General features: G+C 40.1%; 26 protein-coding genes and 4 pseudogenes. 11 read left to right on the plus strand and 19 right to left on the minus strand.

The window, feature by feature from the left end; translation table 11 throughout:
* Positions 1 to 35: 35 nt before the first annotated feature.
* Together ACZ1G6_RS09960 and ACZ1G6_RS09965 are read right to left on the minus strand one after the other, a co-directional pair.
* Positions 36 to 911, minus strand: coding sequence for an ABC transporter permease (locus ACZ1G6_RS09960; RefSeq protein ID WP_472616169.1), 876 nt, complete (start codon positions 909 to 911; stop codon positions 36 to 38).
* Positions 902 to 1,897, minus strand: a complete 996-nt coding sequence (locus tag ACZ1G6_RS09965) for an extracellular solute-binding protein (RefSeq protein ID WP_472618970.1) — start codon at positions 1,895 to 1,897, stop codon at positions 902 to 904. The genes ACZ1G6_RS09960 and ACZ1G6_RS09965 overlap by 10 nt, the downstream gene beginning before the upstream one ends.
* 254 nt (positions 1,898 to 2,151) lie before the next feature.
* Here ACZ1G6_RS09965 and yciH point away from each other — a divergent pair, with 254 nt between their 5' ends.
* The 4 genes and pseudogenes from yciH to ACZ1G6_RS09985 all read left to right on the plus strand — a co-directional run bounded on the left by yciH (position 2,152) and on the right by ACZ1G6_RS09985 (position 5,958).
* Positions 2,152 to 2,475: a stress response translation initiation inhibitor YciH gene (gene yciH, locus ACZ1G6_RS09970; RefSeq protein ID WP_472616170.1), complete on the plus strand. Its 324-nt coding sequence runs from the start codon at positions 2,152 to 2,154 to the stop codon at positions 2,473 to 2,475.
* 46 nt (positions 2,476 to 2,521) lie between these two features.
* On the plus strand, positions 2,522 to 3,319 hold the full coding sequence (locus tag ACZ1G6_RS09975; protein ID WP_472616171.1) for a response regulator: 798 nt from the start codon (positions 2,522 to 2,524) through the stop codon (positions 3,317 to 3,319).
* A 94-nt stretch (positions 3,320 to 3,413) separates the two neighbouring features.
* Positions 3,414 to 4,596: pseudogene (pheA, locus tag ACZ1G6_RS09980) on the plus strand (prephenate dehydratase).
* 123 nt (positions 4,597 to 4,719) lie between these two features.
* Positions 4,720 to 5,958 carry a GGDEF domain-containing protein gene (locus ACZ1G6_RS09985; protein ID WP_472616172.1) on the plus strand — a complete coding sequence of 413 codons (1,239 nt, stop codon included), beginning with the start codon at positions 4,720 to 4,722 and terminating at the stop codon, positions 5,956 to 5,958.
* Between the two features lie 7 nt (positions 5,959 to 5,965).
* Here the strand turns inward: ACZ1G6_RS09985 and tyrA are convergent.
* The 11 genes and pseudogenes from tyrA to rpsP form a co-directional block, all read right to left on the minus strand.
* Positions 5,966 to 7,112 (minus strand): annotated as a pseudogene (tyrA, locus tag ACZ1G6_RS09990) (bifunctional chorismate mutase/prephenate dehydrogenase).
* 6 nt (positions 7,113 to 7,118) lie between these two features.
* A complete protein-coding gene (locus tag ACZ1G6_RS09995) occupies positions 7,119 to 8,207 on the minus strand; it encodes a 3-deoxy-7-phosphoheptulonate synthase (protein WP_472616173.1) in 1,089 nt (362 codons plus the stop codon).
* 311 nt (positions 8,208 to 8,518) lie between these two features.
* Positions 8,519 to 10,058, minus strand: a pseudogene (locus ACZ1G6_RS10000) (AbgT family transporter).
* Positions 10,059 to 10,200: 142 nt separating this feature from the next.
* Positions 10,201 to 11,346, minus strand: a complete 1,146-nt coding sequence (locus ACZ1G6_RS10005) for an ATP-binding cassette domain-containing protein (RefSeq protein ID WP_472616174.1) — start codon at positions 11,344 to 11,346, stop codon at positions 10,201 to 10,203.
* Complete coding sequence (gene modB / locus ACZ1G6_RS10010; RefSeq protein WP_472616175.1) at positions 11,343 to 12,029, minus strand: molybdate ABC transporter permease subunit; 687 nt, start codon at positions 12,027 to 12,029, stop codon at positions 11,343 to 11,345. Before modB ends, ACZ1G6_RS10005 begins: the two co-directional genes overlap by 4 nt.
* Positions 12,026 to 12,916 (minus strand): molybdate ABC transporter substrate-binding protein, encoded by an 891-nt coding sequence (gene modA / locus ACZ1G6_RS10015; protein WP_472616176.1) that lies wholly within the window; start codon positions 12,914 to 12,916, stop codon positions 12,026 to 12,028. Before modA ends, modB begins: the two co-directional genes overlap by 4 nt.
* Entirely contained in the window at positions 12,909 to 13,430 is a 522-nt protein-coding gene (locus ACZ1G6_RS10020; protein WP_472616177.1) for a sugar O-acetyltransferase, read from the minus strand. Before ACZ1G6_RS10020 ends, modA begins: the two co-directional genes overlap by 8 nt.
* Positions 13,431 to 13,576: 146 nt before the next feature.
* Positions 13,577 to 13,936, minus strand: a complete 360-nt coding sequence (gene rplS / locus ACZ1G6_RS10025) for a 50S ribosomal protein L19 (protein ID WP_472616178.1) — start codon at positions 13,934 to 13,936, stop codon at positions 13,577 to 13,579.
* Positions 13,937 to 13,981: 45 nt separating this feature from the next.
* Complete coding sequence (gene trmD / locus ACZ1G6_RS10030; protein ID WP_472616179.1) at positions 13,982 to 14,752, minus strand: tRNA (guanosine(37)-N1)-methyltransferase TrmD; 771 nt, start codon at positions 14,750 to 14,752, stop codon at positions 13,982 to 13,984.
* A 12-nt stretch (positions 14,753 to 14,764) separates the two neighbouring features.
* Positions 14,765 to 15,295, minus strand: coding sequence for a ribosome maturation factor RimM (gene rimM / locus ACZ1G6_RS10035; protein ID WP_472616180.1), 531 nt, complete (start codon positions 15,293 to 15,295; stop codon positions 14,765 to 14,767).
* Between the two features lie 27 nt (positions 15,296 to 15,322).
* On the minus strand, positions 15,323 to 15,571 hold the full coding sequence (rpsP, locus tag ACZ1G6_RS10040; RefSeq protein WP_472616181.1) for a 30S ribosomal protein S16: 249 nt from the start codon (positions 15,569 to 15,571) through the stop codon (positions 15,323 to 15,325).
* Between the two features lie 272 nt (positions 15,572 to 15,843).
* Here rpsP and ACZ1G6_RS10045 point away from each other — a divergent pair, with 272 nt between their 5' ends.
* Genes ACZ1G6_RS10045 through ACZ1G6_RS10065 form a run of 5 tightly spaced genes read left to right on the plus strand, consistent with a single transcriptional unit; the run spans position 15,844 to position 17,815 of the window.
* A complete protein-coding gene (locus tag ACZ1G6_RS10045; RefSeq protein ID WP_472616182.1) occupies positions 15,844 to 16,404 on the plus strand; it encodes a TonB family protein in 561 nt (186 codons plus the stop codon).
* A gap of 19 nt (positions 16,405 to 16,423) precedes the next feature.
* Complete coding sequence (locus tag ACZ1G6_RS10050; RefSeq protein ID WP_472618971.1) at positions 16,424 to 16,519, plus strand: hypothetical protein; 96 nt, start codon at positions 16,424 to 16,426, stop codon at positions 16,517 to 16,519.
* Between the two features lie 16 nt (positions 16,520 to 16,535).
* Positions 16,536 to 17,114 carry an RNA polymerase sigma factor gene (locus tag ACZ1G6_RS10055; RefSeq protein WP_472616183.1) on the plus strand — a complete coding sequence of 193 codons (579 nt, stop codon included), beginning with the start codon at positions 16,536 to 16,538 and terminating at the stop codon, positions 17,112 to 17,114.
* Complete coding sequence (locus ACZ1G6_RS10060; RefSeq protein ID WP_472616184.1) at positions 17,107 to 17,229, plus strand: hypothetical protein; 123 nt, start codon at positions 17,107 to 17,109, stop codon at positions 17,227 to 17,229. Before ACZ1G6_RS10055 ends, ACZ1G6_RS10060 begins: the two co-directional genes overlap by 8 nt.
* 7 nt (positions 17,230 to 17,236) lie before the next feature.
* A complete protein-coding gene (locus tag ACZ1G6_RS10065) occupies positions 17,237 to 17,815 on the plus strand; it encodes a hypothetical protein (protein ID WP_472616185.1) in 579 nt (192 codons plus the stop codon).
* A 13-nt stretch (positions 17,816 to 17,828) separates the two neighbouring features.
* On the opposite strand, the gene ACZ1G6_RS10070 is transcribed toward ACZ1G6_RS10065, so the two are convergent.
* The 4 genes and pseudogenes from ACZ1G6_RS10070 to ffh form a co-directional block, all read right to left on the minus strand.
* The gene (locus ACZ1G6_RS10070) at positions 17,829 to 18,845 is read right to left on the minus strand and encodes a YncE family protein (protein WP_472616186.1); all 1,017 of its coding nucleotides are present in this window, start codon (positions 18,843 to 18,845) and stop codon (positions 17,829 to 17,831) included.
* A 76-nt stretch (positions 18,846 to 18,921) separates the two neighbouring features.
* Entirely contained in the window at positions 18,922 to 19,287 is a 366-nt protein-coding gene (locus ACZ1G6_RS10075; RefSeq protein ID WP_472616187.1) for a 1-acyl-sn-glycerol-3-phosphate acyltransferase, read from the minus strand.
* Positions 19,284 to 19,550 carry a lysophospholipid acyltransferase family protein gene (locus ACZ1G6_RS10080; RefSeq protein ID WP_472616188.1) on the minus strand — a complete coding sequence of 89 codons (267 nt, stop codon included), beginning with the start codon at positions 19,548 to 19,550 and terminating at the stop codon, positions 19,284 to 19,286. Before ACZ1G6_RS10080 ends, ACZ1G6_RS10075 begins: the two co-directional genes overlap by 4 nt.
* Positions 19,534 to 20,958 (minus strand): annotated as a pseudogene (ffh, locus tag ACZ1G6_RS10085) (signal recognition particle protein). The gene ACZ1G6_RS10080 and the pseudogene ffh overlap by 17 nt, the downstream one beginning before the upstream one ends.
* Positions 20,959 to 21,151: 193 nt before the next feature.
* On the opposite strand from ffh, the gene ACZ1G6_RS10090 reads away from it, so the two are divergent.
* Both ACZ1G6_RS10090 and ACZ1G6_RS10095 read left to right on the plus strand, forming a co-directional pair.
* The gene (locus ACZ1G6_RS10090) at positions 21,152 to 21,949 is read left to right on the plus strand and encodes a cytochrome C assembly family protein (protein ID WP_472616189.1); all 798 of its coding nucleotides are present in this window, start codon (positions 21,152 to 21,154) and stop codon (positions 21,947 to 21,949) included.
* A 49-nt stretch (positions 21,950 to 21,998) separates the two neighbouring features.
* The gene (locus ACZ1G6_RS10095; RefSeq protein ID WP_472616190.1) at positions 21,999 to 23,291 is read left to right on the plus strand and encodes an HlyC/CorC family transporter; all 1,293 of its coding nucleotides are present in this window, start codon (positions 21,999 to 22,001) and stop codon (positions 23,289 to 23,291) included.
* Positions 23,292 to 23,303: 12 nt separating this feature from the next.
* On the opposite strand, the gene ACZ1G6_RS10100 is transcribed toward ACZ1G6_RS10095, so the two are convergent.
* Complete coding sequence (locus ACZ1G6_RS10100) at positions 23,304 to 23,480, minus strand: hypothetical protein (protein ID WP_472616191.1); 177 nt, start codon at positions 23,478 to 23,480, stop codon at positions 23,304 to 23,306.
* Positions 23,481 to 23,516: 36 nt separating this feature from the next.
* On the minus strand, positions 23,517 to 24,017 hold the full coding sequence (gene sixA, locus ACZ1G6_RS10105; RefSeq protein ID WP_472616192.1) for a phosphohistidine phosphatase SixA: 501 nt from the start codon (positions 24,015 to 24,017) through the stop codon (positions 23,517 to 23,519).
* Between the last annotated feature and the right edge of the window lie 54 nt (positions 24,018 to 24,071).

Below are 24,071 nucleotides of genomic sequence, written 5' to 3' on the forward strand. Positions count from 1 at the left end.
GATCACAAAACCAAAAATAGGTGGCAAAATACAAATCAATAGTAACAATCCACTACGGGTACCTTTGACCTTTCGCGCTTGTTTTTTTGTAAATTACGACTTTGGTAACTGGATTGATGTCTTCGACTTGTTTTTTCAAGCCACAATACAATGAAAACAAATAAACAAAGTAAGCTCGCTAGTTGGCTTGCTGCGGCGGCATCACCCATCCCAAACCATGTTCTAAAGATACCGGTTGTAAAGGTACTCACACCAAAATATGCAACAGTACCAAAATCAGATAATGCTTCCATCATCGCCAGCGCAGAGCCGGTCAGTATTGCGGGTCGAGCGAGCGGAAGAGCAACTTTTTGTAAATATTTTAGTTTTGTTACGCCACTTAAAGTAGCAACCTGTTCGTATTGAACAGATTGTTCACTAAATGCAGTGCGTGCTAACAAGTAAACATAGGGATAAAGCACTAAGATCATCATAATTGTTGCGCCCCATAAACTCCTAAAATCAGGGATAACGCGCGTATTAGATGCTAATTCAAAGGTCTCACGAATAAATAATTGGAATGGCCCAGCAAAATCAAACATACCAGTGTAGGTATAAGCGATAATATAGGCAGGCATTGCAAGTGGCAGCAAAATCAACCACTGCAGTAGTGATTTACCTACAAAGCGATAATTTACCATTATCCACGCGGTATAGGTGCCAAGAACCGCAGTCCCAGTTGCTACCCCAAGGGCCAACAAAATAGAATTAAGGACATAATCAGCTAAAACCGTATTGGCTAAATGTGCCCATGTATCTGTTTGAAGATTAAATACACTACCAAAGACAATCAATAACGGGACTGCAAAGAGTCCCGTTATTATCCATGTACTGATGCTTAAGGCGCTAAAGTGTCTGCGAATTACTTCCAACCAGCTTTATCCATAATCATTAAGGCTTTTGCATTATTACTGCCTATTATATCAAAAGATACTGTTTGTGCTTTAAATTCACCAAAACTTTGTAACTGCGAACTAATTTCTACACCCTCTATCACAGGGTATTCATGATTTACTTCGGCGTACCATTTTTGAGATTCACCACTTAACATAAACGCCAACAACTTTTCTGCATTCGCTTTGTTTTTTGCACTTGATGTAATTGCCGCACCAGAAATATTTATGTGTGTGCCGACCCCATCTTGATCTGGCCAAATCACACCTACTTGCTGGGCAATTTTTCGAGTGTCTTCGTCTTTTGAAGCCAACATACCACCTAAATAATAGGTATTTGCTACCGCAATTGCGCATTCTCCTGCGACCATCGCTTTTATTTGATCGCGATCACCGCCTTTAGGCGAACGCGCCATATTGCTAACAATACCTTCCGCCCATGCTAGACTCGCTTCTTCGCCATCTAGTTCTAGCATCGCTGACATCATTGATTGATTATAAATATTACTTGAAGACCGAATACAGATACTATTTTTCAACGCATCATTAGTTAAATCGTTGACGCTGCTGATGCTACTAGGGTCAAATTTGCCTTTCACATACATAATGGGACGAGCACGTTTTGTTAAGGCTACCCATTGCCCTTGCTCATCTACAAACTGCGGCTTAACAAGATCAAGTACGGATGTTTTGTCAATCGATTGAGTTAAGCCCATTTGTTTAGCTCTTACTAATCGTCCAGCGTCAGCCATAATCAATACATCAGCTGGCGTAAACTGCCCTTCAGATGCAATTCGACTTATCAGCGCATCCCCTTTGCCCGTAATCAAGTTGACAGTGATGCCAGTTTGCTGAGTAAAGTCATCTAACAGTGGCTTAATCAGCGCTTCTTGCCTGCCTGAATAAACGTTAACTTCATTCGCAACTGCATGCAGTGAAAATACTAAACTAAAGCCGATTAAGATTAACTTTTTGATAAATCACCCCTTGTAAATAACATGCCATAATTGTCTATTCATGGCTTGCTGAATATAATTATTTTTAAATATTGACTACACTAGTGGTAGCTGAGCAACACCAAATGATAATAAGTATCAATTGCATTGAAGGTTATCAAATATAATCTTCTCTCACAATGATTTTTAAAATAAATCATCTCTTGATAGATTTTGGCATTTATCTTGTATACATCAACAATCGAGCGAAAAGGATAGCAAGCATGAACGACAACAACTTGGTTTATAGTACTCAAACCGGTCGTATTACACCCAAGCAATCACAAAATCAAAATGTGCCACAAGGCGATGGAATCGTGCGCATAAAACGTATCACCAAAGGTAAAAAAGGGAAAGGTGTGAGTGCTATAGAAGGTCTTGGCTTAGACAAAACTGAGCTTAAGTCTTTGTGCTCTGAATTGAAAAAGCTATGTGGCTGCGGTGGCAGTGTAAAAGGCTTCGAGATAGAAATTCAAGGGGATGTAAGAGATAAACTTAAAGCGTATCTTGAGCAAAAAGGAATGAAGGTTAAGCTAGCTGGCGGCTAATTAAACCCAAGTGTTATTTATTATTTAACAATTTTGAGAGACATAAATGCAATTATTGATTTCTGATTTACACATCTTGTTGGTCGAACCTTCAGATACCCAAGCAAAAATTATTAAAGGTTTGTTGGGTCAAGAAGATGTCAATGGTGTGGATGTTGTCAAAAATGTGGCGCAGGCCAAAGCGGCAATTGATCAACATAACATCGATTTAGTCGTGAGCAGCATGTATTTGTCCGATGGGCATGCCTTAGAAATCATTACCTATTTGAAGGAAAATATTTCTACTGCCAGTATTCCATTTATGCTCGTTTCTAGCGAGACAAGTCTAGCTCGCTTAGATAAATTCAAGCAATCAGGCGTTGCTGCAATTTTACCTAAACCTTTTAAACCCATTCATTTACAACGAGGTCTTAACGCAAGTCTTCAGTTAATGAACACCCAAGAACTAGATTTAAGCATGTTTGATATTAAACATGTTCGTGTACTATTGGTCGACGATAGTCGATTGGCCCGAAATCATATCAAACGTGTCTTACAAAACATGGGCATTGAACTGATTACAGAAGCGGAAAATGGCGCTCACGCCTTAACATTTCTAAAAGATAATGAATACGATTTAGTGGTAACCGATTACAATATGCCCGAGATGGATGGTCGCGAGCTATCTGAATACATCAGGTTTAACCCGCAAACAACGCACATCCCTATTATTATGGTAAGTTCTGAGTCTGCTGACAGCCCGCATATGGCTAATATTCAACAAACGGGCGTGAACGCACTTTGTGATAAACCTTTCGAGTCTGATGAGGTTCGTGAAATATTATCGCGCCTTTTAGACCAATAAAGCGAATTTAAACTTCTTTTATCTCTTTTTTAGATTGAAAGTGTAAAGCGTAAGGCTTACTATCCAGTGATATATATTCACCTAGGAAAAAAGCGTGTCAACAGACGTTCTGAGCACTTTACGAGATCAAATAACTGCAGCCGACAGCGAACTACTTTCATTAATCGCAAAACGACAAAAGCTCACTGCCCAAGTTGCTGAAACCAAAGTTAAGCATAAGATTTCGGTACGTGATAAGCAGCGCGAAGAGCAACTGTTAATTCGCTTAATCAAGCAAGGCCAAACCGAGGGGCTCGATCCGCACTTTATTACTAAATTGTTTCAAGTCATTATCGAAGATTCAGTATTGCAACAACAATCTATTTTGCATGAATGGGCTAATCCAGATGCATTATTGCCTTTAAATCGTGTCGCCTTTTTAGGTGAAAAAGGCTCATACAGCTACCTTGCTACTCAAAAGTACTTTTCAAGACGTCCTGATGAGCTGGTTGAAATTGGTTGTAGAAGTTTTGGTCAAATCATTGAGAAAGTCGAAAAACATGAAGCCGACTATGCTGTTTTACCTATTGAAAACACAAGTTCAGGAAGTATTAATGAAGTATACGACCAACTTCAACATACTCGATTAAACATCGTTGGTGAACTTACTCACCCCATTGAACACGCGCTGCTTGTGCACGAATCTGTCGACGTAGCGCAAATTAAAACTATTTATGCACACCCGCAAGTATTTGCTCAGTGCAGCCACTTCTTGGCAGAATTTGGTAATGTTGAGGTTAAAACTTGTGATAGCAGCTCCGATGCAATGCTTCGCGTAAGCGAGCAAGCTACACCAACAGTAGCCGCGATTGGTTCGGCTCAAAGTGGCGGGTTTTATTCATTAAAAGCAATAAAGTCAAACCTTGCTAACCAAAAAGAAAATCATAGCCGTTTTATTGTTGTGGCTAGCCAGTCGATAAAAGTACCATTACAAGTACCTGCAAAAACAACGGTTATCATGTCAACGGTTCAAACACCAAGGTGCTTTATGTGATGCATTACTTGTCTTAAAAGAAAACAACATCAATTTAACTAAACTTGAATCTAGGCCCATCAATGGTAATCCTTGGGAAGAAATGTTTTATGTGGATGTTCAAGGAAATATCGAAGATGGTCCAGTACAACAAGCCTTTGATACATTGCGCTCGATGACCAGATATTTTAAGGTCTTAGGATGCTATCCAGTAGAAGAGATATCGCCAACACGCATAGCCGCTGTGAATGCTTTGAAAGACTAAATACGGACTAGTCAGCACGAGGAGTTGATGGCGCAAACGAAATAAACCTGGCTTTATCGCGGTCTTTTAAAAATATACTACACTTTTAACAGACCAATGCTTTAAATATAGCCGGGTAACGATATGCAAACTGCTTCAGTAGACATTCATAGTAACGTATTTGAAATAAGTGATTTGATCGCCAATGTGTCTGACGCTGTTGCGATAGTTAACTATGACGGCATGATACTCTCGCAAAATACGCATTTTGATAAGCTTCCAAAAGCCCTTCAGGAACGTTTATTGTTGTCGCTGAACAAGCGAGATAAAAATATAAACGAGTATCTTGTTTTAGGTTACCAAATAAAACTCGTAGATTTAAACGTCGCTACTGCACTCATTGTTGAGTCACGTGCAAACGAGATAAACTCCCGCATGTTACCAATAGCAGACTTGTCGAATCAATTTGACAGTAAAGAAGATATTTTTCACGCAGTAGGTTTGGCCATTCAAGAATCGTTACAGTGGAAATGGATTGCAATCACACGCTTTAGTGGCCGACAACGACTCGAAGTACTTACCTTTTTAGAAGATGGCAACAAACTAGAAAACTACGAATATGACATAATAGGTACACCTTGCAAAACGGTCATTGATACGGTTAAGTTCACGTTTTTTGAAAGTGTCGTATCAGCTTTTCCCAATTATCAAGCCTTGCAAGAATTGGGAGCGGTCACCTATGCTGGCTTGGTATTTAAAAATTCTGACGGTGAACCTATCGGCCATGTCATGGCAATGCACGATGATCCACAAGTCAATTTTGCACAAGCACAAAATGTGTTTGAAGTGGCAACGTTAACACTATCAGCTCATTTTAAACTAAACGATATTAGCTTAAAGCTAAAAGATGCCCAAAAGCTCGCCTTACAAGATAAACTTACCGGCGTAGGCAACCGTTTAAGCTTTGATATGAAACTTGAAGCAATCGCAAGTGTTTATAATCGTCGAAATTCTGATGATTACACTATCGCTATTATTGATTTGGATAACTTAAAACCTCTAAATGATAGTTTCGGCCATGAGGCGGGAGACTCTTTTATTCGGCTAATGGCTCAAGCATTGACAAAACTAGGTAGGCAAAGCGACGAGGTGTATCGTATCGGCGGAGACGAATTTGCCTTAATATTTAGCCAAAACGTCACAAGCTCAATACCATCCATACTAAAACGATTTAATGAAATCATGCGAATAATAAGCGAACAGTTGGGATATCAAATTGGCGCATGTATTGGATTTGCATCATTATCAGAAACTTCAGGTCAAATTAAACCTTGGGTTAAGCTTGCAGACCAACGTATGTATGAAAAGAAAAAGCAGCGTTAAAGCACAACTACAAGGGTTTTCTCAGTAAATGCCCATCATCCGCTTTTAGCAACATCTTTTTACTGTCTTTTAAACACTGCTGGGCATAGTCACCAAACCACGCCTCCACTTGAGTAAAACGTGCGACAAACCCTGCTTTGTCGTTATTTTTTAATAAGCTTAATGCTTCACCAAATCGAGCATGAAACCCTTCGAGTAAATTAATGTTTTCTTTATTATTAAAAATAATATCAGCATACAAGGACGGCGCTTGAGCAAATAGCCGTCCAACCATTGCCAGCTCAAGTCGATAAATCGGTGAGCTAAACGCGATAAGCTCTTCAAGATTGGGGTTTTCTTGTTCAAGATGCTGGCCATAAACAAAGGTGTTGAAATGGCGCATAACTTGTATAAAGGCCATTGCTTTATCATGCGTTTTCGCATGTGTTTCGTGAATTTGCGCGCCCCAAATAGTCATTTGTTCAATCAACCATTGATATTGACTGGCCATGCGCCCGTGGCAAACTACCACTACCTGCTTTATCATACCAAGGTGCATCGGGACCAAACATTGGATGTAAACCCAACACAGGACCACTGTGCGCCTTCATCATCGCATCCAAAGGTTCACTCTTTATGCTGGTAACATCTGCCAAAATACAGTGCTTGGGCAAAGTGGGTAATTCCGCAATAAGCCTTGTTGTCACGTTGATGGGAACAGCCATAATGACAAGATCCGCGTCGCAAAGAATCTCTTCTCGGTCATTCCACTGGTCTTTATCTAAAGACACACAATGATAAGCACTATTACAAAATAGTGCTTTGATAACGCTGCCTAAAGCACCCTGACCACCCACTATTACTATCTTATTGATATCACTATTGGCCCTTGCATAACTTGCATGTTGAGAATAATAAGAATCTCTCATCATTCGCCGCAAAACATCTTCGACTAAATCGCCTGACACTCCAAGCTCTTTTGCTTGCAGTCGACGAGACTCAATCATGCTTGATTCACGCTGTGGCACGTAAATAGGCATGCTATGGGCTCGCTTTACATCACCAACGCTTGCTGTGAGTTGCTGACGTTTTGCCAATAACTCTACAAGCTGAGTATCAATCTCATCAATACCCAAGCGAAGTTCACTCAATTTATCTTCGACGTCATTACTCATTAAGCACTAACCAGTATTACGCTTTTGTAATCGCATAGGCAATACGGTAATTAGTTTCTCGCGGGCATCATGCAACAATGTATTTGTTTCATCCCAACTGATACACCCATCGGTGATGGATACACCATAATCAAGCTCGTCGATGCTTTTTCCTGAAGAGCTTTGATTGCCGGCATTAAGGTGACTTTCTAGCATCACACCAATGATAGACTGATTACCTTCAAGAATTTGGTTGACGACGTTTTGTGCCACAAGTGGTTGACGCCTGTAGTCTTTAGCCGAATTAGCATGGCTACAATCCACGACTAAACTAGACAATATGCCCTTTTGTTCAAGCATTTTTTCACAATCTGATACACAAACCGAATCATAGTTTGGCTGTTTACCGCCTCGCAAAATAACATGCCCATCTGGATTGCCAGAGGTTTTAATAATGCTGACTTGCCCTTCACGGTTAATCCCCATAAAACTATGACCAGCTTCTGCAGATTTAAGTGCGTTGATAGCAATATCTAAACTACCGTCGGTCCCATTTTTAAAACCCACCGGCATAGATAAGCCGCTGGCCATTTCGCGATGCGTTTGTGACTCAGATGTTCTCGCACCGATTGCAGCCCAACTAAAAAATTCTGATAAATATTGAGGACTAATTGGGTCTAGTGCTTCGGTTGCAACTGGAATTTCAAGTTCAGCCAAAAAATTCAACAACTCTCTGGCTTTTTTTAAGCCCGCCTCTATATCAAAAGAATCGTTGATGAGAGGATCATTGATTAGTCCTTTCCAACCAGTTGTTGTGCGCGGTTTTTCAAAATAAACACGCATAACAATATATAAGGTATCTTTGCTTAGTTCATGAAGCTCTTTAAGTCGCAAGGCGTATTCTTTTGCCGCTTCAACATCATGAATTGAACAAGGTCCGCATACCACTAATAAACGGTGGTCTTTACGGTGAATAATGTCTGAAATAATGCGTCGAGCACTTTTCACATAATTTAGTGCCTTTTCGCTTGCTGGCATTTCTTGTGCAAGTTCTTGTGGAGTTATCAGGACTTGTTCGCCGCTGACGTGTAAATTATTAACGCTGTCTTTTTGCATGGGTATAGGTACTTCTCTTGGGTAAACTGGAAAACTATAAAACAGAGAAACCTTGTTATTATTATGCGTTTTTTAACGATCATTGCTATGCAAGTTGATGATAAAAAATCGTATCTGCCAATGTGGATCTCTAGCGCGGGAATGGCTTGGTATTGCAAAACCACCACTTGTTTGATGTTTTAACAAACTTACTGCCATTGAGCAAGCAAAAACCGATACAAGCGCATAATACTCGTTATAAGACACTTGTTGATAATACGCGCATAAAAAAAGACAGCCAAAGCTGTCTTTTTAATCTGTATTTTTCATACTTACATTGCTGGGTAAACGTAACTAGACTGAATCCCTAAAGGAATACCAATTGACCAATAAATAAGTAAGAAAATCGTCCAAGCGATAATAATACAAACACTATATGGCAGCATCATTGACAACAAAGTTCCAATCCCCGTACCTTTAACATAACGCTGGCAGTACAACACCACTAAGGGGAAATAAGGCATTAATGGCGTAATGATGTTACTTGAGGAGTCACCAATACGATAAGCAATTTGCGTCAAATCTGGTGAAATACCCAATTGCATTAGCATGGGTACAAAAATAGGCCCTAACAAAGCCCATTTAGCAGAAGAAGAACCCACAAATAAGTTAACAAAAGCGGTCAAAAAGATAATACCCACAATGGTTACCATCGAAGGAAGCGCTAAGGCTTGTAAAACTTGCGCACCCTCAATTGCTAACAAAGCACCTAAATTTGATTTGCCAAACGCATCGATGAACAATGCACAGAAAAACGCCATGACAATATAATAACTCATGCCTTGCATGGCTTTTGTCATACTATCTATCATGTCTTTTGTTGATTGATATACCCCTGAGACATAGCCATAAACCACGCTAAGGCAGCAAAAACAACAAGAAGATTATTGGCACGATTGATTGCATGACAGGTGCAGAGAAGCTTGTTAAAGATCCTTGGGCGTCTCGCATTGGTGAACTCTCAGGCACAAGCACTGCGATTAGCACAATAATACCCACAAGCATTGTCAGGCCGCCATAACGTAAGGCCTTCGTTTGTTGAGAACTTAATTCTTCAAATTTAGGGATTTCAGACGTATTACCGTCAACTTCAACACCTTTTAGTCTTGGCTCAACGACCTTATCCGTTAAATACCAAGCAATACCAATTATCAAAAGCGAAGAAGCTGAGTTAAATATCCAATTATTAAGTGGGTTTACTTGAATAGCAGGATCAATAATCCGAGCAGCTTCTTGCGTAAAGCTTTGTAACAAAGGGTCAATGGCAGAGGGAATAAAGTTTGCACAAAATCCGCCGCTCACCCCGGCAAAAGCCGCGGCAATACCGGCCAAAGGATGTCGGCCCATCGCATAGAAAATAACACCCGCTAGCGGTATGACAAGCACGTATCCAGCATCAGTGGCAGTATGGCTCACGATTGCTACCAAAACTACCATTGGCGTAAGTAAAGTACGAGGCGTCGAGTCAAGCATTCGCTTTAAGCCTGCACTAATAAAACCAGAATGTTCTGCCACACCAACACCAAGCATTGCCACTAGAACAACACCAAGGGGCGCAAACCCCGTAAATATAGTCACCATACGAGACAAGAAATCTGCCAATGCGTCACCCGTTAATAAATTAACGATTTCGATAGGTGCGTCTGTGCGTGGATCAATTGCTCCCCACGTGAATTGAGACATTATTGCCGAAAGTGTCCAGACTACGACTAAACATATAAAAAAAATGATTGCGGGGTCGGGTAGCTTATTCCCGACCACCTCAACTTTGTCGAGTGCGCGAGTCACCCAAGTTGATTTGGCCTGCTGCATGAAGTTTGCTCCTGCATGTTGTTATTGTTATTTAGGATAGATAAACAGAAATCTGTTTGTGTACTGATTATGCGAAATGTCACGAGAAATGCAACTTTTAAACATTAAAACACTACGGTAACGATAAAAATAGTCCTTATTGCTACAACGCCTTAAATAATAATTTAATCACCATGCCTCGTTTTATATTCAGCTTTTGTAAAGAATGATGGGAAATACTCGCTTTGATAGTTTGACCACTGACGTCACACTTTACCAAAAACCCATTTGAAGATGAGCTTATATCCAATACCAATCCAGTTAATTCATTTACCATGCTGGTATTATTCGGTTGAGTGCTTAATACAATATTATTGGCATCAATTAATATCGATGTGTTTCTAGCTGCGTCATGGTCATTTGCATGATTACCTGCGCGTAGATATATGCTTTGCTTATTATACGAGCCTTGGCTTGATTGTTTTTGCTCTACTAGGTGGTAATGATTTAAATATTCATCACTTTGCGTCGTGTTATATTTAACTTCGATTACATTAAAGACATCATTTTCACTTTGTAAAACATCAAGCATTTGTTGCTTAGGACCAAAGGAGGCCAAACAGCGCTGATTAAGCCATAAAATATGATCACATGCTAAGGATAATTCGTGCAAAGAGTGACTAATCAGAATGAAAAAAAGCTTATACTCCGCTTGAAGAAACACTATGGTTTTAATCATAGCGCAGCGAGTTGGCCAGTCTAGATGAGAAAATGCTTCATCCAAAATCACTATAGGTTTTTGACTAAGTAACCCACGAGCAAAATTAACACGTTGCTTCTGACCACTTGATAATTGGGCTGGGTATAAGTATAAAAGATCTTCAATCTGCGCCCACGAAATGACTTGTTCAATATTAAAACAAGGGAGTAATTGAGATGATGTTTTGTCTCTATGTTTTTGCACCAAGCTTAATGCGTCTTTTACCATAAGATGTTCAAACAATGGCGCGTGTTCACCTATATACACGCAAGGATTTAAGTGCTGTTTTGGATGCTTATGGGTAAACCTAATGGCTTGGTCACTGCCTTCAAGGCGATAGCTAATCTCATATTTTGCTTTTGGTATTAGGCCACTAATTCCTTTAACAAGTGTTGACTTGCCTTCTCCCGATGGACCAAAAATACCATAAATGCCCGATCTTAATTGGCTATCATGCGACAGCTCTATAAGATCATTAGGCTGCCCACTAATATGGTTTCGCTTGTGTTGGAAACGATGAAAGAATGAAAAAGAAAACGCTGCAATCATCTCTCAGAGCCCATAAAATAAGTATTTCGATTGAATTTATAGAGCAAAACAAGACTTATTAAACTACTTAGCAAAAGAAACAGCGCTAGCTGATGAGCGCTTTCGTATTGCAAGGATTCAACTTGGTTGAAAAGCGCGATAGAAACTACTTGGGTTTCACCTGGAATATTGCCTCCAATCATTAGGATAAGCCCGAACTCGCCTAGGGTATGTGCAAACCCAAGCGTTACTGCGGCAATAATTGCGCTTTTACTCATTGGCAAAATGACATAAATAAATCGCGCGAATGGCCCTATTCCCAAAGTCTTTGCACTAATGATTGTACTAGGCCCTAATTGTCTGAAACACGCTAGAAGTGGGTGAATAACAAAAGGCATAGAATAGACAATAGAGCCAAAAAGTATACCTGCAAAACTGAACACAAATTGCTCCCCAACAACCGTAATCCATAGTTGCCCCAACAAAGAGTCAGGTGAAAATGCACTTAATAAGTAAAAGCCCATTACTGTTGGCGGTAGCACCAAGGGCAATGCCACCAATGCTTCCATTAGAGGTGCAAATCGGCCTTGATACTGAGCAAGAAACCAAGCAAAAGGAAGCCCAATCATCAGTAATATAACTACGGTTAGAGATGCTAACTTAGCGGTCAAAAATAGCGCTTCCCAGTGCGGCGCAATACTCATTTTAATAGGCCTTGTGTATCGCTGATGTCTTCAACTTGTAAATACCCCAATGAACCAAATAGCGTTTGTACCTTATCACTAAGTAGGTAAGCTAAAAATTGATTTGCCACTTGTTGATTAGCACTGCGGCTTATCACAATCGCTTGTTGCTCAATCAAAGGGTGTAAATTGGGTGAAATCATGCCATAGCGCATGTATTTTTCTTTGTTGTCCCTTGTCTGACTAGCCTGTATTAATAAAGATTCTGCCAACAAACCCGCCTGAGCATTGCCCGAGTCAACAAACAAAAATGTTTGATTAATATTGTTGCCCATTACAATTTTAGGTAACTGCGCATTATCAATATCAAGTGACGCTAAAATGGCTGATGCCGAAACACCAAAAGGCGCTAGTGCCGGATTTGCAATTGCTAATGTTGCAGATGAATCATGTAACTGCGTTAAACAATCATATAGTGTGTCTTTTGCCATGTATTGAGATACCGTTTGCCCAATACTGTCGTGGCATTTATTCGATAATGGCCACAATACTAGTTTACCAATTGCGTAGCTTTTTCTGTTTTCGCCAAGCGACTTCTTTTCTAAGGCGATGGGCAATTTGCTATCTGCTGACAAAAACAAATCAAACGGTGCACCTCGTAAAACCTGAGCATACAAAGTGCCAGATGAGGCAGTTACTAGCCTAATATCAGATTCAGCCCATGCGGAATCAAGACTGATCGCTTTTTGTAAAGGGTAATAGAAGTTACTTGCGACCGCGATAGTAAGTTGTTTGTTATCTTGTTTATCAGCTTTGCTTGCGCTTGCAGCTTGTATCACTAATAACAAGCTCACCATGACAAGAATAGGCGCTAAATTGATGCGTGTTTGCGTAAGCATATTACGCATGCACTACACTATCAGCTGGAACATCTTGTTTAACAACGACACCAGCACCAATAACACTACGAGCGCCAATAGTGACTCCTAGCAATACAGTTACATTAGCACCTAACCAAACATGCTCTTCAAGTACAATGGGTTTGGAATAGCATAAACCTTTTGCTCTATGCTCAGCATCTACAGGGTGAGAGGTTGCAGCAAGAACACAATTTGGCCCAATTAAACAATGATCGCCTAGACTTACCCTAGCACCATCTAAAATAATAACATTGTGATTAACAAAAACTTGCTTGCTGGCATATATATTTTCACCATAATCGCATTGAAACGTTGGTTCAATCCAAATCCCTTTAGCGTTTGGTAGTAGTTGTTTAAGTATGCCTTTGCGAGTCTTATGAGCATCAGGCTCACATTGGTTATATCGATGGCATAAGGCTTTTGTTTTTTTACGCTGGTTAATAAGCGCCTTGTCGCTAGCGTTGTAAGTAGAAGATAGGAGTAGTGTTTGCCATGAACTCATTGCAAGAAACAGCTTTATGGTTAAAAACAGATACCTACCATCATGCCACTAGTGAACAAGTAAATAAAGGCCTATACAGATACAAAAAGCCCGCTGACATTGCTATCAGCGGGCTTTTGAATGTTAACGATAACGCGAAATTTAAATTAATTAAGCTTTTCTTTGATACGTGCAGATTTACCTGAACGCTCACGTAGATAATACAATTTAGCTCGACGTACGGCACCGCGACGCTTCACTTCAATTGAATCTATTGCAGGGCTATGAGTTTGGAAAACACGCTCTACACCTTCTCCGCTAGAAATTTTACGAACTGTAAAAGCAGAGTGTAAACCGCGGTTACGCTTTGCGATACATACACCTTCGTATGCCTGCAAACGTTCTTTGTCACCTTCTTTTACTTTAACGCGCACAATTACTGTGTCACCAGGGCCGAACTCAGGGAGATCGGTCTTGAGCTGTGCTTGCTCAATTTTCTTGATGATATCTTGATTGACTTTAGCCATCGAATCCTCACTTCCTAGAGATAACTGTCATATGCCACAACATGCTTACTTTAAGTCTTTTATGCTACTTAAAATTCGCTGTTGCTCCTCAGTCAGAGCTAGGTTATTTAATAAATCAGGGCGTCTTGTTTGCGTTCGTTTTAACGATTGCTCAAGTCGCCACTGCCTAATTTTTTTATGGTCGCCACTTATCAAAACTTCAGGTACGCTTTTACCTTGATATTTTTCAGGTCGAGTGTAGTGAGGACAATCCAATAAACCATCAGTGAACGAATCTTCTACTGCTGATTGTTTATGTCCTAATACATCAGGAATCATTCTTGATACTGCGTCCATTAGGACCATAGCAGGCAATTCGCCGCCACTAAGTACATAATCACCAATTGACCATTCTTCATCAATTAAGGTTTCGATTATGCGCTCGTCAATACCTTCATATCGTCCTGCAACTAAAACCAAATCTGTATAAGCACTTAGCTTTGTTACACCTTCAAAATCAAGCTTTCGCCCTTGAGGTGATAAATAAACCACTTTTACTTTATCGCTAGATGCACGTTTTGCATCTACGATTGCGTCTGCTAAAGGTTGCACCATCATCAACATTCCTGGGCCACCACCATATGGTCTATCATCGACCGTACGGTGTTTGTCGTGCGTATAATCCCGAGGGTTATATATACTCACGTCAATTAATCCTTTTTTAACCGCTCTGCCAATTACTCCTTCATTAAAGAAGCTAGCAAACATGTCTGGAAATAAAGTAATTACACTAAAACGTTGCTTTGGTGCTGTCGCTTTATCCTTAATGTTGCTCATAACAAAAGCTCATTAAAAAGCAGGATCCCAATCCACTGTGATTGTGTTTCCTTCTTTATTGACATCTTGTACAACATCATCATACAAAAAAGGCAATAAACGTTCTTTTTGGCCAAAAGCGTCATTAATATTTGCTTTGACTAGCATCACGTCATTTGCACCTGTTTCAAACATATCTTTTACCACACCCATGTCATAGCCTTGAGAGCTAATAACTTGCATGCCGATTAAATCTTTCCAGTAAAAGTCATTTTCTAATTCAGGCAACAAAGCAGCATCGATACTAATATCTGCATTCTTAATTGACTCAGCGCCGTCTCTGTCATCTACACCTTCAATCTTAGCAACAAGGCTATTAGAATGATGACGCCACTGTGTAACTTTCAACGACTGACTATCACCTAAACGCACCGAAGTAGTCCATGGTGTATAGTCAAAAATACTTTCTTTGTTTTGAGTAAAGCTGTTAATTTTGACCCAACCTTTCACACCATATGGTGCTCCGATTTTACCAACGATTAACTTGTCAGACGCAGAACTCATCTTTACTCCAAACCGCAAACACTGCTATTAAGCAGCAGCTTTTGCATCTTTTACCAAGCGTGTAACACGATCAGACAAACCAGCACCTTGTCCAACCCAATACTCAACACGTTCTAGATCTAAGCGAAGTTTTTCCGCTTGACCTTGTGCTGTTGGATTGAAAAAGCCGATGTTTTCAATAAATTTGCCATTACGTGCACGACGGCTGTCAGCAACAACCACTTGATAAAATGGGCGCTTTTTAGCACCACCACGCTGTAAACGAATAGTAACCATATATGCCTCAAACTCGTTGTAGCGTTACCGTTAACATACCCTTCCCCTACGCTACGTGGGAAAAAGAGTGCGCGAATTATACGTATTTTAAGGGTGAATGCAAGATATTATATGGCTTATAGGCATTTAAAAGTGTTTGAAATACTCATTTTTCAAATAAGTCATGGATTCACCAAAATCTATTTAAAAAAATAAATGAAAATTATTCACCCCTTTTCACTTTTAGTCACGTCTTGTTATTGATAGACACATAAACTGAACTGGAGAAAACCATGACATTACAACATACCATGGGTACAACAATGCCTAATATCACAAAACACAACACTGACAATAAACCCTTGACTGTTTCACCATTGAAATTGATTTTGAGCATATGCATGGGTGCAATCGTCACATTTTTTATCTTTGCCATGATGCATGAATTAATTAAACAAGAACCTCAAGCAAGAGTAGAACCAGAGCCAGTCTTTCATTTTTCATCTATTTTAGATGTACAAGAAAAAGAGCTTATTATAAAAAAGACCCTCCCAGAGCCGCCTAAAGTAATTGAACAACCTGAAAGAATTGCACCACCAAAGGTGACACCTAACGAAGGACCGGTCGTTCTAACGTCGAATTTTGTGCCAAAAGACATCGGCCCGGTGATAGATAATAGTGTTGGGCCACTTGATAGCCAGCCCCGCCCTCTAGTGCGTGTTGATCCTCGCTATCCGAACGTAGCTGCGACTAATGGTATTGAAGGTTATGTTACATTGTCGTTTTCTGTGTCATCATCAGGTAATGTAGAAAACATTAGTGTTATTAATTCAGAACTAAGGCAACACATTTGATCGCGCCGCTCGACAAGCGCTGCGCAAATGGCGTTATCAACCTAAAATTGTCAACGGTTCTCCTGTTGGGATGGATGGCTTGCAGGTTCGTTTAGACTTTAACTTAGAACAATAAATACAACAATATTCATATGTTTAGTTTTATCCCTGCACTATGGGGAAATCAAAAAGTTGCTGACAAGGTCTTTGGGGAAAAGTCTCCAGAGACCTTAATTGCAGATTACGTGATGTATCGCAACAAGCGTTCAATAGATGCGCTTTATCATATGTTTGCTAACGACATTTACCATTATCTAGCAAGCTTAAGCGATGAGACAAGCGCACAGGATATTAGCCAGAAGATATGGCTCAAAATAATCGAAAAACCTCAATTATTTGCAAACAAGAACAGCGTAAAAGCATGGATATACAGTAGCGCAAGAAACGCCTTATTTGATGACTATAGGTATAATAAGAAATTTACTGATATCGACAGTCAAGAAATTGCTTATGTGAATCCTGAGCATACCTATTCTTCAATACATGAAGCTTTTGAAGTGGCGCTATGTGCTCTACCGTTTGAACAAAAAGATGCATATTGCCTTCAACAAGAGGGTTTTAGTTTACATGATATCGCTAAGATTACAGGTGCAGGAACTCAAACAGTTAAAACACGCCTTCGCTATGCCAAACAAAAGTTAAAAACAGTGCTGGAGAAACACCATGAGTGAATTTGAGCCTAATGAACGCAAAGATGGCCAGCCAGAAGAAGATGCGCTAGGTAGATTATATCAATCACGCAAACTGCGCTATCGAGCACCTTGGTGCAATAAAAGAAAAACTTGATCAACAAATGGCGTCTGCTAAGAGTCCGTCAAAGCCGTGGTGGCACCTTGACCTAACGCAATATGTAAAGACCAGCGCGCTTGTTTGTAGTATCGCTTTGGCTATTGTGGTGATCAATTTTCAACTAATCAGCCAATACAATAGCGGTGACAAAACAATTGTTTATGACATTCAAGATTTAGTCAAAGTCGAATACCATGTACTCCAAGCGAGTACCAGTGATACAAATACAATAACAAAGAGTCAATTTGAGAAAGAAGCGGAGCTGGCAATTAATGATGCCAGAGAAAATCGAATTGCCTTAAAAGTAGAATATAACAAAGCGTATAACTCGTATATCGACATGCAACATAATCAAGTCAATTCAATCCAAGCATACGCAACTGTGCTTCGAAATAATTATGGTTTATCACTGCTAACGTGTGACAATACTTTATTGAAAGTATCGCCTGAAGTGATTGAGCTGTTGCCAAACAATCAAGCCTCTGACTACCAATTTAATCAAGGTCAGATGCTCGATTTGCGATTTGACAAACAAGGCCATTTACTCTCAATGTCAGATTTACCCAACAAACCACATTGCTAACAAAATAGGTAAATTATTGTTTAAGCCTAACAGGAGAATACCCCACGCCATCGGGATTATTGCCTGTTGGGTACTCTGCAATGACGATTTGAGTATTGACATTGATAGCTTGGACTTTGTTATGCAAATTAAGTGACAAAAACGCGATATCATGACTTGGGTGAAGCGTTATACCCTGTGGCCCTGACTCTGGGTCAAGCTCCAGCTTGTTGATAATAGTTTTATTTTTTGTATCGATGAACGTTAATGTATGGTCGGTAAAATCTGGAATAAGCGCGACTGATTCGTCATGAGAGAATAATACTCTATACGGAAATTTGAAACCAGAAAAACGAGACTTGACTTGATGAGTCTGTGCATCTAATACAATCACTTCACCATTTTTGTTAGCGCCATACCATAGCTCATTACGCTTAACTAAGAAATTAATCGCTTCAGGCATTTCACTTGTTGGAATTTGTTTGCGTAAAGTATTGGTATTTAAATCAATTTGAGAAATACTATTTGACCGAATGTTAGTTGTATATGCCGTATCTTGAGCCTTGTTCATCGCCAGCATATGTGTAGTATCTTGCTCAGTTGCAATAGCTGCTTGTATGTTACCTGTGAAAATATTAGCAATAACAAGGTGTTGACTTTTGCCTGACGTAAAAATGACTTCATTTTGATTTGCTAAAAACTGCAAGCCATGAGGACCCGGATAATCATTTAATGGAATGGTTCTTGCCACCTTTTGTGCGTGAATATCAAAAACAGTTAGGCTATCTCCCCCAACAAAATCTGAAGAGACAGCCCATTTACCATCATCTGAAACGACTAACTCATGGGGTCCTTTTCCTGTTGGCAAGGTATTCACGATCGATTGACTATTTAAGTCGATTAAACTAACCGAGTTATCGCTTTTGTTGACAACGACTAAAGTCCCCACTAAAGGCGAGTTACTATCATCAAACGCGGCATAAAGAGTAAATGACAGAGTAATTGCTATGCCTGTCATAATGATTTTTATTAGTGATTTTAGATTATTCATATAGCGCTCCATAAAAGTTGTTTGGTATTTAGAGGCTTGCTTGTTGGATGTATTTTAGCGTTTTGTTTTGCTTTGTTTAGCGTTTCATTTTGGGCGGTGCTAACACACAGTCTTGTGGGTATTTTGCTACCACCCGTGAAAAATATTCGTAAACCTTTGCCATATCAGTTTCCTTGTCACCTGTTGGTTCAAATGCCCGGGTAAACTCTACTGTTTTTGAAGCAAAATTGAATCCTACCAATACAATAGGTACTTTCGCCTGATGCGCAATTGACAAAAAACCAGACTTCCAAGGGAAGATTGGGGAACGGGTTCCCTCTGGCGACAAAGCTAAAATCATTTTTTCGTGCTGATTAAAGGCCTCAACAACTTGGCCAACTACTCCATGCGCACTTCGGCGATCAACAGGCATACCGCCAATTACTCTTAAAAACCAGCTCACACTACAGGCACGAAAATACTGTGTTTACCTAAAAATGTAATTTTTATTCTCAGTGCAAATAATACCGCTACACCTAAAAAGAAATCCCAATTTGAAGTATGAGGACCAACGGCGATCACGCACTTATTAGCTTTGGGTAGCTCACCTGAGATCTGCCAGCCCGTGACAGACAATAAGGTTTTGCCTAAGGCTTCGGTGAAGGCATTTCCGCCTTTAGGAAGCGATGGTTCGCCAAGCCGAGGTACGTTATTTTTTGCGTCCAAAACCGCCCATCCCCGGTGGTAGGCCGCCTGGAGGCATGCCGCCCATACCACCCATACCACCTGGAGGCATCATACCGCCCATGCCTCGCATCATCTTTTTCATATTACCGCCACCCATTTTTTTCATCATTTTCTGCATTTGGGTAAACTGTTTCAATAGACGATTTACATCTTGGATTTGAGTACCAGAACCCGCGGCAATACGACGTTTTCTTGAGCCTTTAATCACATCGGGTCGAGTGCGCTCACTAAGGCGTCATAGAATTAATAATCGCTTCCATTTGGGTAAATTGTTTGTCGTTTGCTTTGTCTTTAATTTTAGCGCTCATGCCTCCCATACCAGGCAGTTTGTCCATTAATGACATCATGCCGCCCATGTTACGCATCTGTTCTAACTGTTCTTTGAAGTCTTGTAAGTCAAAGCCTTGGCCTTTTTGAATTTTTTTGGCGACTCTTTGAGCTTTTTGCTTATCGACTTTACGCTCAACATCTTCTATCAGGCTAAGCACATCACCCATACCAAGAATTCGTGAAGCGATGCGCTGAGGATGGAAAGGTTCAAGTGCGTCTAATTTTTCACCCATCCCTAAAAATTTAATTGGTTTGCCAGTGATTTGTTTCACCGACAAGGCCGCACCACCACGAGCATCACCGTCTGCTTTGGTTAAAATCACACCGGTTAATGGAAGTGCTTCATTAAACGCTTTCGCTGTATTTGCCGCATCTTGCCCCGTCATTGCATCGACAACAAATAAAGTTTCAACCGGTGTAACAGCCGCATGCAAGGCTTTGATCTCGTCCATCATTTTTTCATCAACCGCTAGACGACCTGCGGTATCCACCAATAACACATCAAAAAATTGCATTTTTGCGTGATCAATCGCCGCTTTTACGATATCAACGGGCTTTTGCATGATACTAGAGGGATAGCATTCAACATCGACTTCTTCAGCAAGTGTTTGAAGTTGTTTTATTGCCGCTGGGCGATAAACATCAGCACTGACCACGATGACTTTTTTCTTTTCGCGTTCAGTTAAATACTTCGCTAGCTTACCAACGCTTGTCGTTTTACCAGCACCTTGTAAACCAGCCATCATAATAACCGCTGGAGGTGTGGCTGCTAAGTTTAAGCCTTCAGAGCCATCGCCCATTGCTTGTTCAAGTTCGCTTTGAACGATTTTTACGAACATCTGACTATAGGTTGAAGACTTTTAGCGACTTCTGTGCCCAAAGCTCTTGTTTTTACCTTATCTATAAAATCTTTTATAACCGGAAGTGCAACATCTGCCTCTAGTAAGGCCATGCGAACTTCTCGCAAGGTATCTTTTATATTATCTTCGGTTAATCGGCCCTTACCGCTTATGTTTTTGAGCGTCTGGCCAAGTCGGTCTGTTAAATTCTGAAACATAAATCAATAATTTATTATTTTCTAATGTGATAAAGAGTATACAATAAGAGAACAGGGATAGTAATAATCCCGATAATTTTAATCTCATCTTGGTGCTGATTTTTCAGCAAGTGTTGATTTTTTATACGAGTTAATCTTTTATACAAGTAGAAACATAGTGAGATAACACACTATAGTGTTGACAGGATAAAACATGCCGTTAGGAATTATTGCCTTTATTGTTGCTTTTGCGTGCTATGTAGCCGCGGGGACTTTTTATGTGCAACTATTTTTTAAAAAGCACGCACCCGCTGGCGTCGCCCAAACCTTATTAATGTTGGCATTGTTGGGGCATTTGGGGCTGTTAGTCGTATCATCTAGTGAGCATGGTGGTGAACAACTTAGTTTATCCTTTGTCAGCTCAATGCTGGCATGGTTAATCACCTTAACCATGCTAATTAGTAATCGCTTCATCAAAAATTTACTGTTTTTACCCGTCGTTTGTTTTGTATCGGCGTTTTTCGTTACCTTAGATGTGTTTTTACCATCAACCACAGGCATCAGTATTAATATGTCAATTGGCATGATTAGCCATATTTTGCTTAGTCTTGTAGCATTTGGTTTATTAAGTATTAGTGCTCTTTATGCATTTCAGCTTGCTTATATCAATTATCAGCTGAAGCACAAAAAGCAGGTAATGTTAACTGGCAACCTGCCGCCTCTTTTGTCGGTTGAGTCTATTTTGTATCAAATAATGACCTTAGGTGTAATAGTGCTTATAGTGGCTTTATTAAGTGGTTTCGTGTTTATTCCTAACATGTTTGCTGACGGTTATGGCCACAAAACAATGTTATCAAGCTTAGCATTGGCGATATACATTACTTGCATCATCATGCATCATACAATAGGACTAAAGGCCCGTGTTACAATTGTGTTTAACACGGTAGGCTTGGGCTTATTAAGCCTTGGGTACTTTGGTAGTCGTATTGTGAAAGAATTCCTTATCACGTAATTATGAATTATCCCAAAACCTACTTCATACATAGCAAAGGGTATTATTTTTGGACCAACTAGATACTGATACACTAAGCCTAATGCTTGGTGTTTTAATCATGATGTCAGCGTATTTTTCTAGCTCAGAAACGGGCTTGATGAGTATAAATCGCTATCGCTTAAAACATTTATCGAATGAAGGAGGCGCGGCCGCTAAGCGTGTCGAAGCTCTATTAGCTAGGCCAGACCGATTAATAGGGTTGATTCTAATAGGCAACAACTTAGTTAATATTGCCGCAACTGTAATTGCCACTAAAATTTGTGAGCGACTATTTGGTCCTTTTTATGGTCCAATTGCTGTCACAATAGGTTTAACGCTTATCATTTTGATATTTGCTGAAGTTACACCTAAAACGTTCGCTGCCTTGTATCCTGAAAAAATCGCTTTCCCTAGCTCGGTCATATTAGTTCCCTTACTTTATTTCTTAACGCCCGTTGTTATGTTAGTGAATTATTGCACCAATGGTGTGTTGATGCTTCTTCGGATAAATCCAAAAGGGAACAGTGATACAGCCCTTAGCCAAGAAGAGCTGCGAACAGTAGTGCATGAAGCTGGGACGCTTATTCCCCAAAAACACCAAGATATGCTCGTCAGTATTTTAGACTTAGAAAAAGTAACCGCTGAAGATATCATGGTACCGCGGAGCGAAATTCACGCAATAGATGTCAACGATGATTGGAAAGATATTCAAAAGCAACTAACAAACTCGCAACATACCCGAGTTTTATTATTTCGAGACAGTATTGATGATGCAGTAGGATTTATGCACGCTCGAGATGCGCTACGGCTCTTGTCAAAAGACCAGTTTACCAAAGCGACCATGTTACGAGCGGTGCGCGAAATTTTTTATACTCCTGATACTACCCCTTTACACACCCTCATGTATAAGATGCAAGCCGAGCGGGAACGTATTGGATTGGTTGTCGACGAGTATGGAGACATTCAAGGCTTATTCACTCTTGAAGATATCCTAGAGGAAATCATTGGTGATTTTACGACTTCTCAAATTCCAGATTACAGCAAAGAAGCAATATTGCAGCAAGATGGCAGTTATTTGGTTGATGGCAGTGCTAATATACGAGAACTAAATAAAGAATTAGATTGGCACTTCCCCACTGACGGGCCAAAGACATTAAATGGCTTAATTCTTGAGTACCTTGAGGATTTACCTGAAAATAATATTAGCCTAAGACTTGCTGGCTACCCTATTGAAGTCTTAGAGATAAGCGACAACATGGTTAAAACAGTCAGAGTGATACCAGAGTTTTACAAACGAAGTGATTCCAAATTAGAGGAATAAAAAGCAAGCGAGCTAATTAGAACCCGCTCTATTTAGCAGTGCTTTTTGCTTTAATAATTCTACCTTTTCGTTTAACTCAGATAAGTTCGACATAATCGTTTCGAGTTCTTCGTCGTTTTCAATATCTGAGGCAGCAGCATGTTGTTTCAACGATAGCTGCAACAAAACAGGCAATGATATTCTTCGCATGTCTGTAGTACCTATACAATCCTATGGTTACAACTATTAACGCCCTTGATAAAAGGCAAGTTGTTTGCCTATGCAGGTGTCAATATCATAATCGATAATCAAGGTATCGGCGGTTTCGAAAATTTTTGCATTAAATTGCGCGCACAATTTATCTGACAATAGGCTAACAAGGGGCATATGTGTCACTATTAATAGGGATTGTAGGGTTTGTTTGTCGTATGCATACCCATGTATTAAATCAGCGGTTTGTTGGGCATTTCCCATTGGTGTAATCGCGTCAATAGTTGTTTGAGTGCTTACTTTAATACCAGCAGCAACGTGTCTGAGCGTTTGCTGAGTACGCAGGTAAGGGCTCACGAGCGCATGGTCAATTATGCTCGATGGTGTTTTAGTCTCTTTAGTCAAACTAGCCAGATTGGTCGCTAACCATCGCCCAACGCTTTTGCATTGCCCTATTCCAATCGGAGTAAGTGCTCGAGAGTGATCAGGTTGCTGATGTGGCTCAGCTTGACCATGTCGCATTACAACTAAAATCATGCAGTTTTAAACCTAATTAATGCTGGTGTTTACTATCACCATAGCCATCTATTA

The organism is Glaciecola sp. HA4-3 (assembly GCF_055693685.1).

Bases quoted from the DNA above. Each gene is read 5' to 3' on its own strand.
- yciH (WP_472616170.1), top strand. From the start codon at position 2,152: ATGAACGACAACAACTTGGTTTATAGTACTCAAACCGGTCGTATTACA.
- ACZ1G6_RS09975 (WP_472616171.1), top strand. From the start codon at position 2,522: ATGCAATTATTGATTTCTGATTTACACATCTTGTTGGTCGAACCTTCA.
- ACZ1G6_RS09985 (WP_472616172.1), top strand. From the start codon at position 4,720: ATGCAAACTGCTTCAGTAGACATTCATAGTAACGTATTTGAAATAAGT.
- ACZ1G6_RS09995 (WP_472616173.1), bottom strand. From the start codon at position 8,207: ATGCAAAAAGACAGCGTTAATAATTTACACGTCAGCGGCGAACAAGTC.
- ACZ1G6_RS10005 (WP_472616174.1), bottom strand. From the start codon at position 11,346: ATGATTGCAGCGTTTTCTTTTTCATTCTTTCATCGTTTCCAACACAAG.
- modB (WP_472616175.1), bottom strand. From the start codon at position 12,029: ATGAGTATTGCGCCGCACTGGGAAGCGCTATTTTTGACCGCTAAGTTA.
- modA (WP_472616176.1), bottom strand. From the start codon at position 12,916: ATGCGTAATATGCTTACGCAAACACGCATCAATTTAGCGCCTATTCTT.
- ACZ1G6_RS10020 (WP_472616177.1), bottom strand. From the start codon at position 13,430: ATGAGTTCATGGCAAACACTACTCCTATCTTCTACTTACAACGCTAGC.
- rplS (WP_472616178.1), bottom strand. From the start codon at position 13,936: ATGGCTAAAGTCAATCAAGATATCATCAAGAAAATTGAGCAAGCACAG.
- trmD (WP_472616179.1), bottom strand. From the start codon at position 14,752: ATGAGCAACATTAAGGATAAAGCGACAGCACCAAAGCAACGTTTTAGT.
- rimM (WP_472616180.1), bottom strand. From the start codon at position 15,295: ATGAGTTCTGCGTCTGACAAGTTAATCGTTGGTAAAATCGGAGCACCA.
- rpsP (WP_472616181.1), bottom strand. From the start codon at position 15,571: ATGGTTACTATTCGTTTACAGCGTGGTGGTGCTAAAAAGCGCCCATTT.
- ACZ1G6_RS10045 (WP_472616182.1), top strand. From the start codon at position 15,844: ATGACATTACAACATACCATGGGTACAACAATGCCTAATATCACAAAA.
- ACZ1G6_RS10055 (WP_472616183.1), top strand. From the start codon at position 16,536: ATGTTTAGTTTTATCCCTGCACTATGGGGAAATCAAAAAGTTGCTGAC.
- ACZ1G6_RS10060 (WP_472616184.1), top strand. From the start codon at position 17,107: ATGAGTGAATTTGAGCCTAATGAACGCAAAGATGGCCAGCCAGAAGAA.
- ACZ1G6_RS10065 (WP_472616185.1), top strand. From the start codon at position 17,237: ATGGCGTCTGCTAAGAGTCCGTCAAAGCCGTGGTGGCACCTTGACCTA.
- ACZ1G6_RS10070 (WP_472616186.1), bottom strand. From the start codon at position 18,845: ATGAATAATCTAAAATCACTAATAAAAATCATTATGACAGGCATAGCA.
- ACZ1G6_RS10090 (WP_472616189.1), top strand. From the start codon at position 21,152: ATGCCGTTAGGAATTATTGCCTTTATTGTTGCTTTTGCGTGCTATGTA.
- ACZ1G6_RS10100 (WP_472616191.1), bottom strand. From the start codon at position 23,480: ATGCGAAGAATATCATTGCCTGTTTTGTTGCAGCTATCGTTGAAACAA.
- sixA (WP_472616192.1), bottom strand. From the start codon at position 24,017: ATGATTTTAGTTGTAATGCGACATGGTCAAGCTGAGCCACATCAGCAA.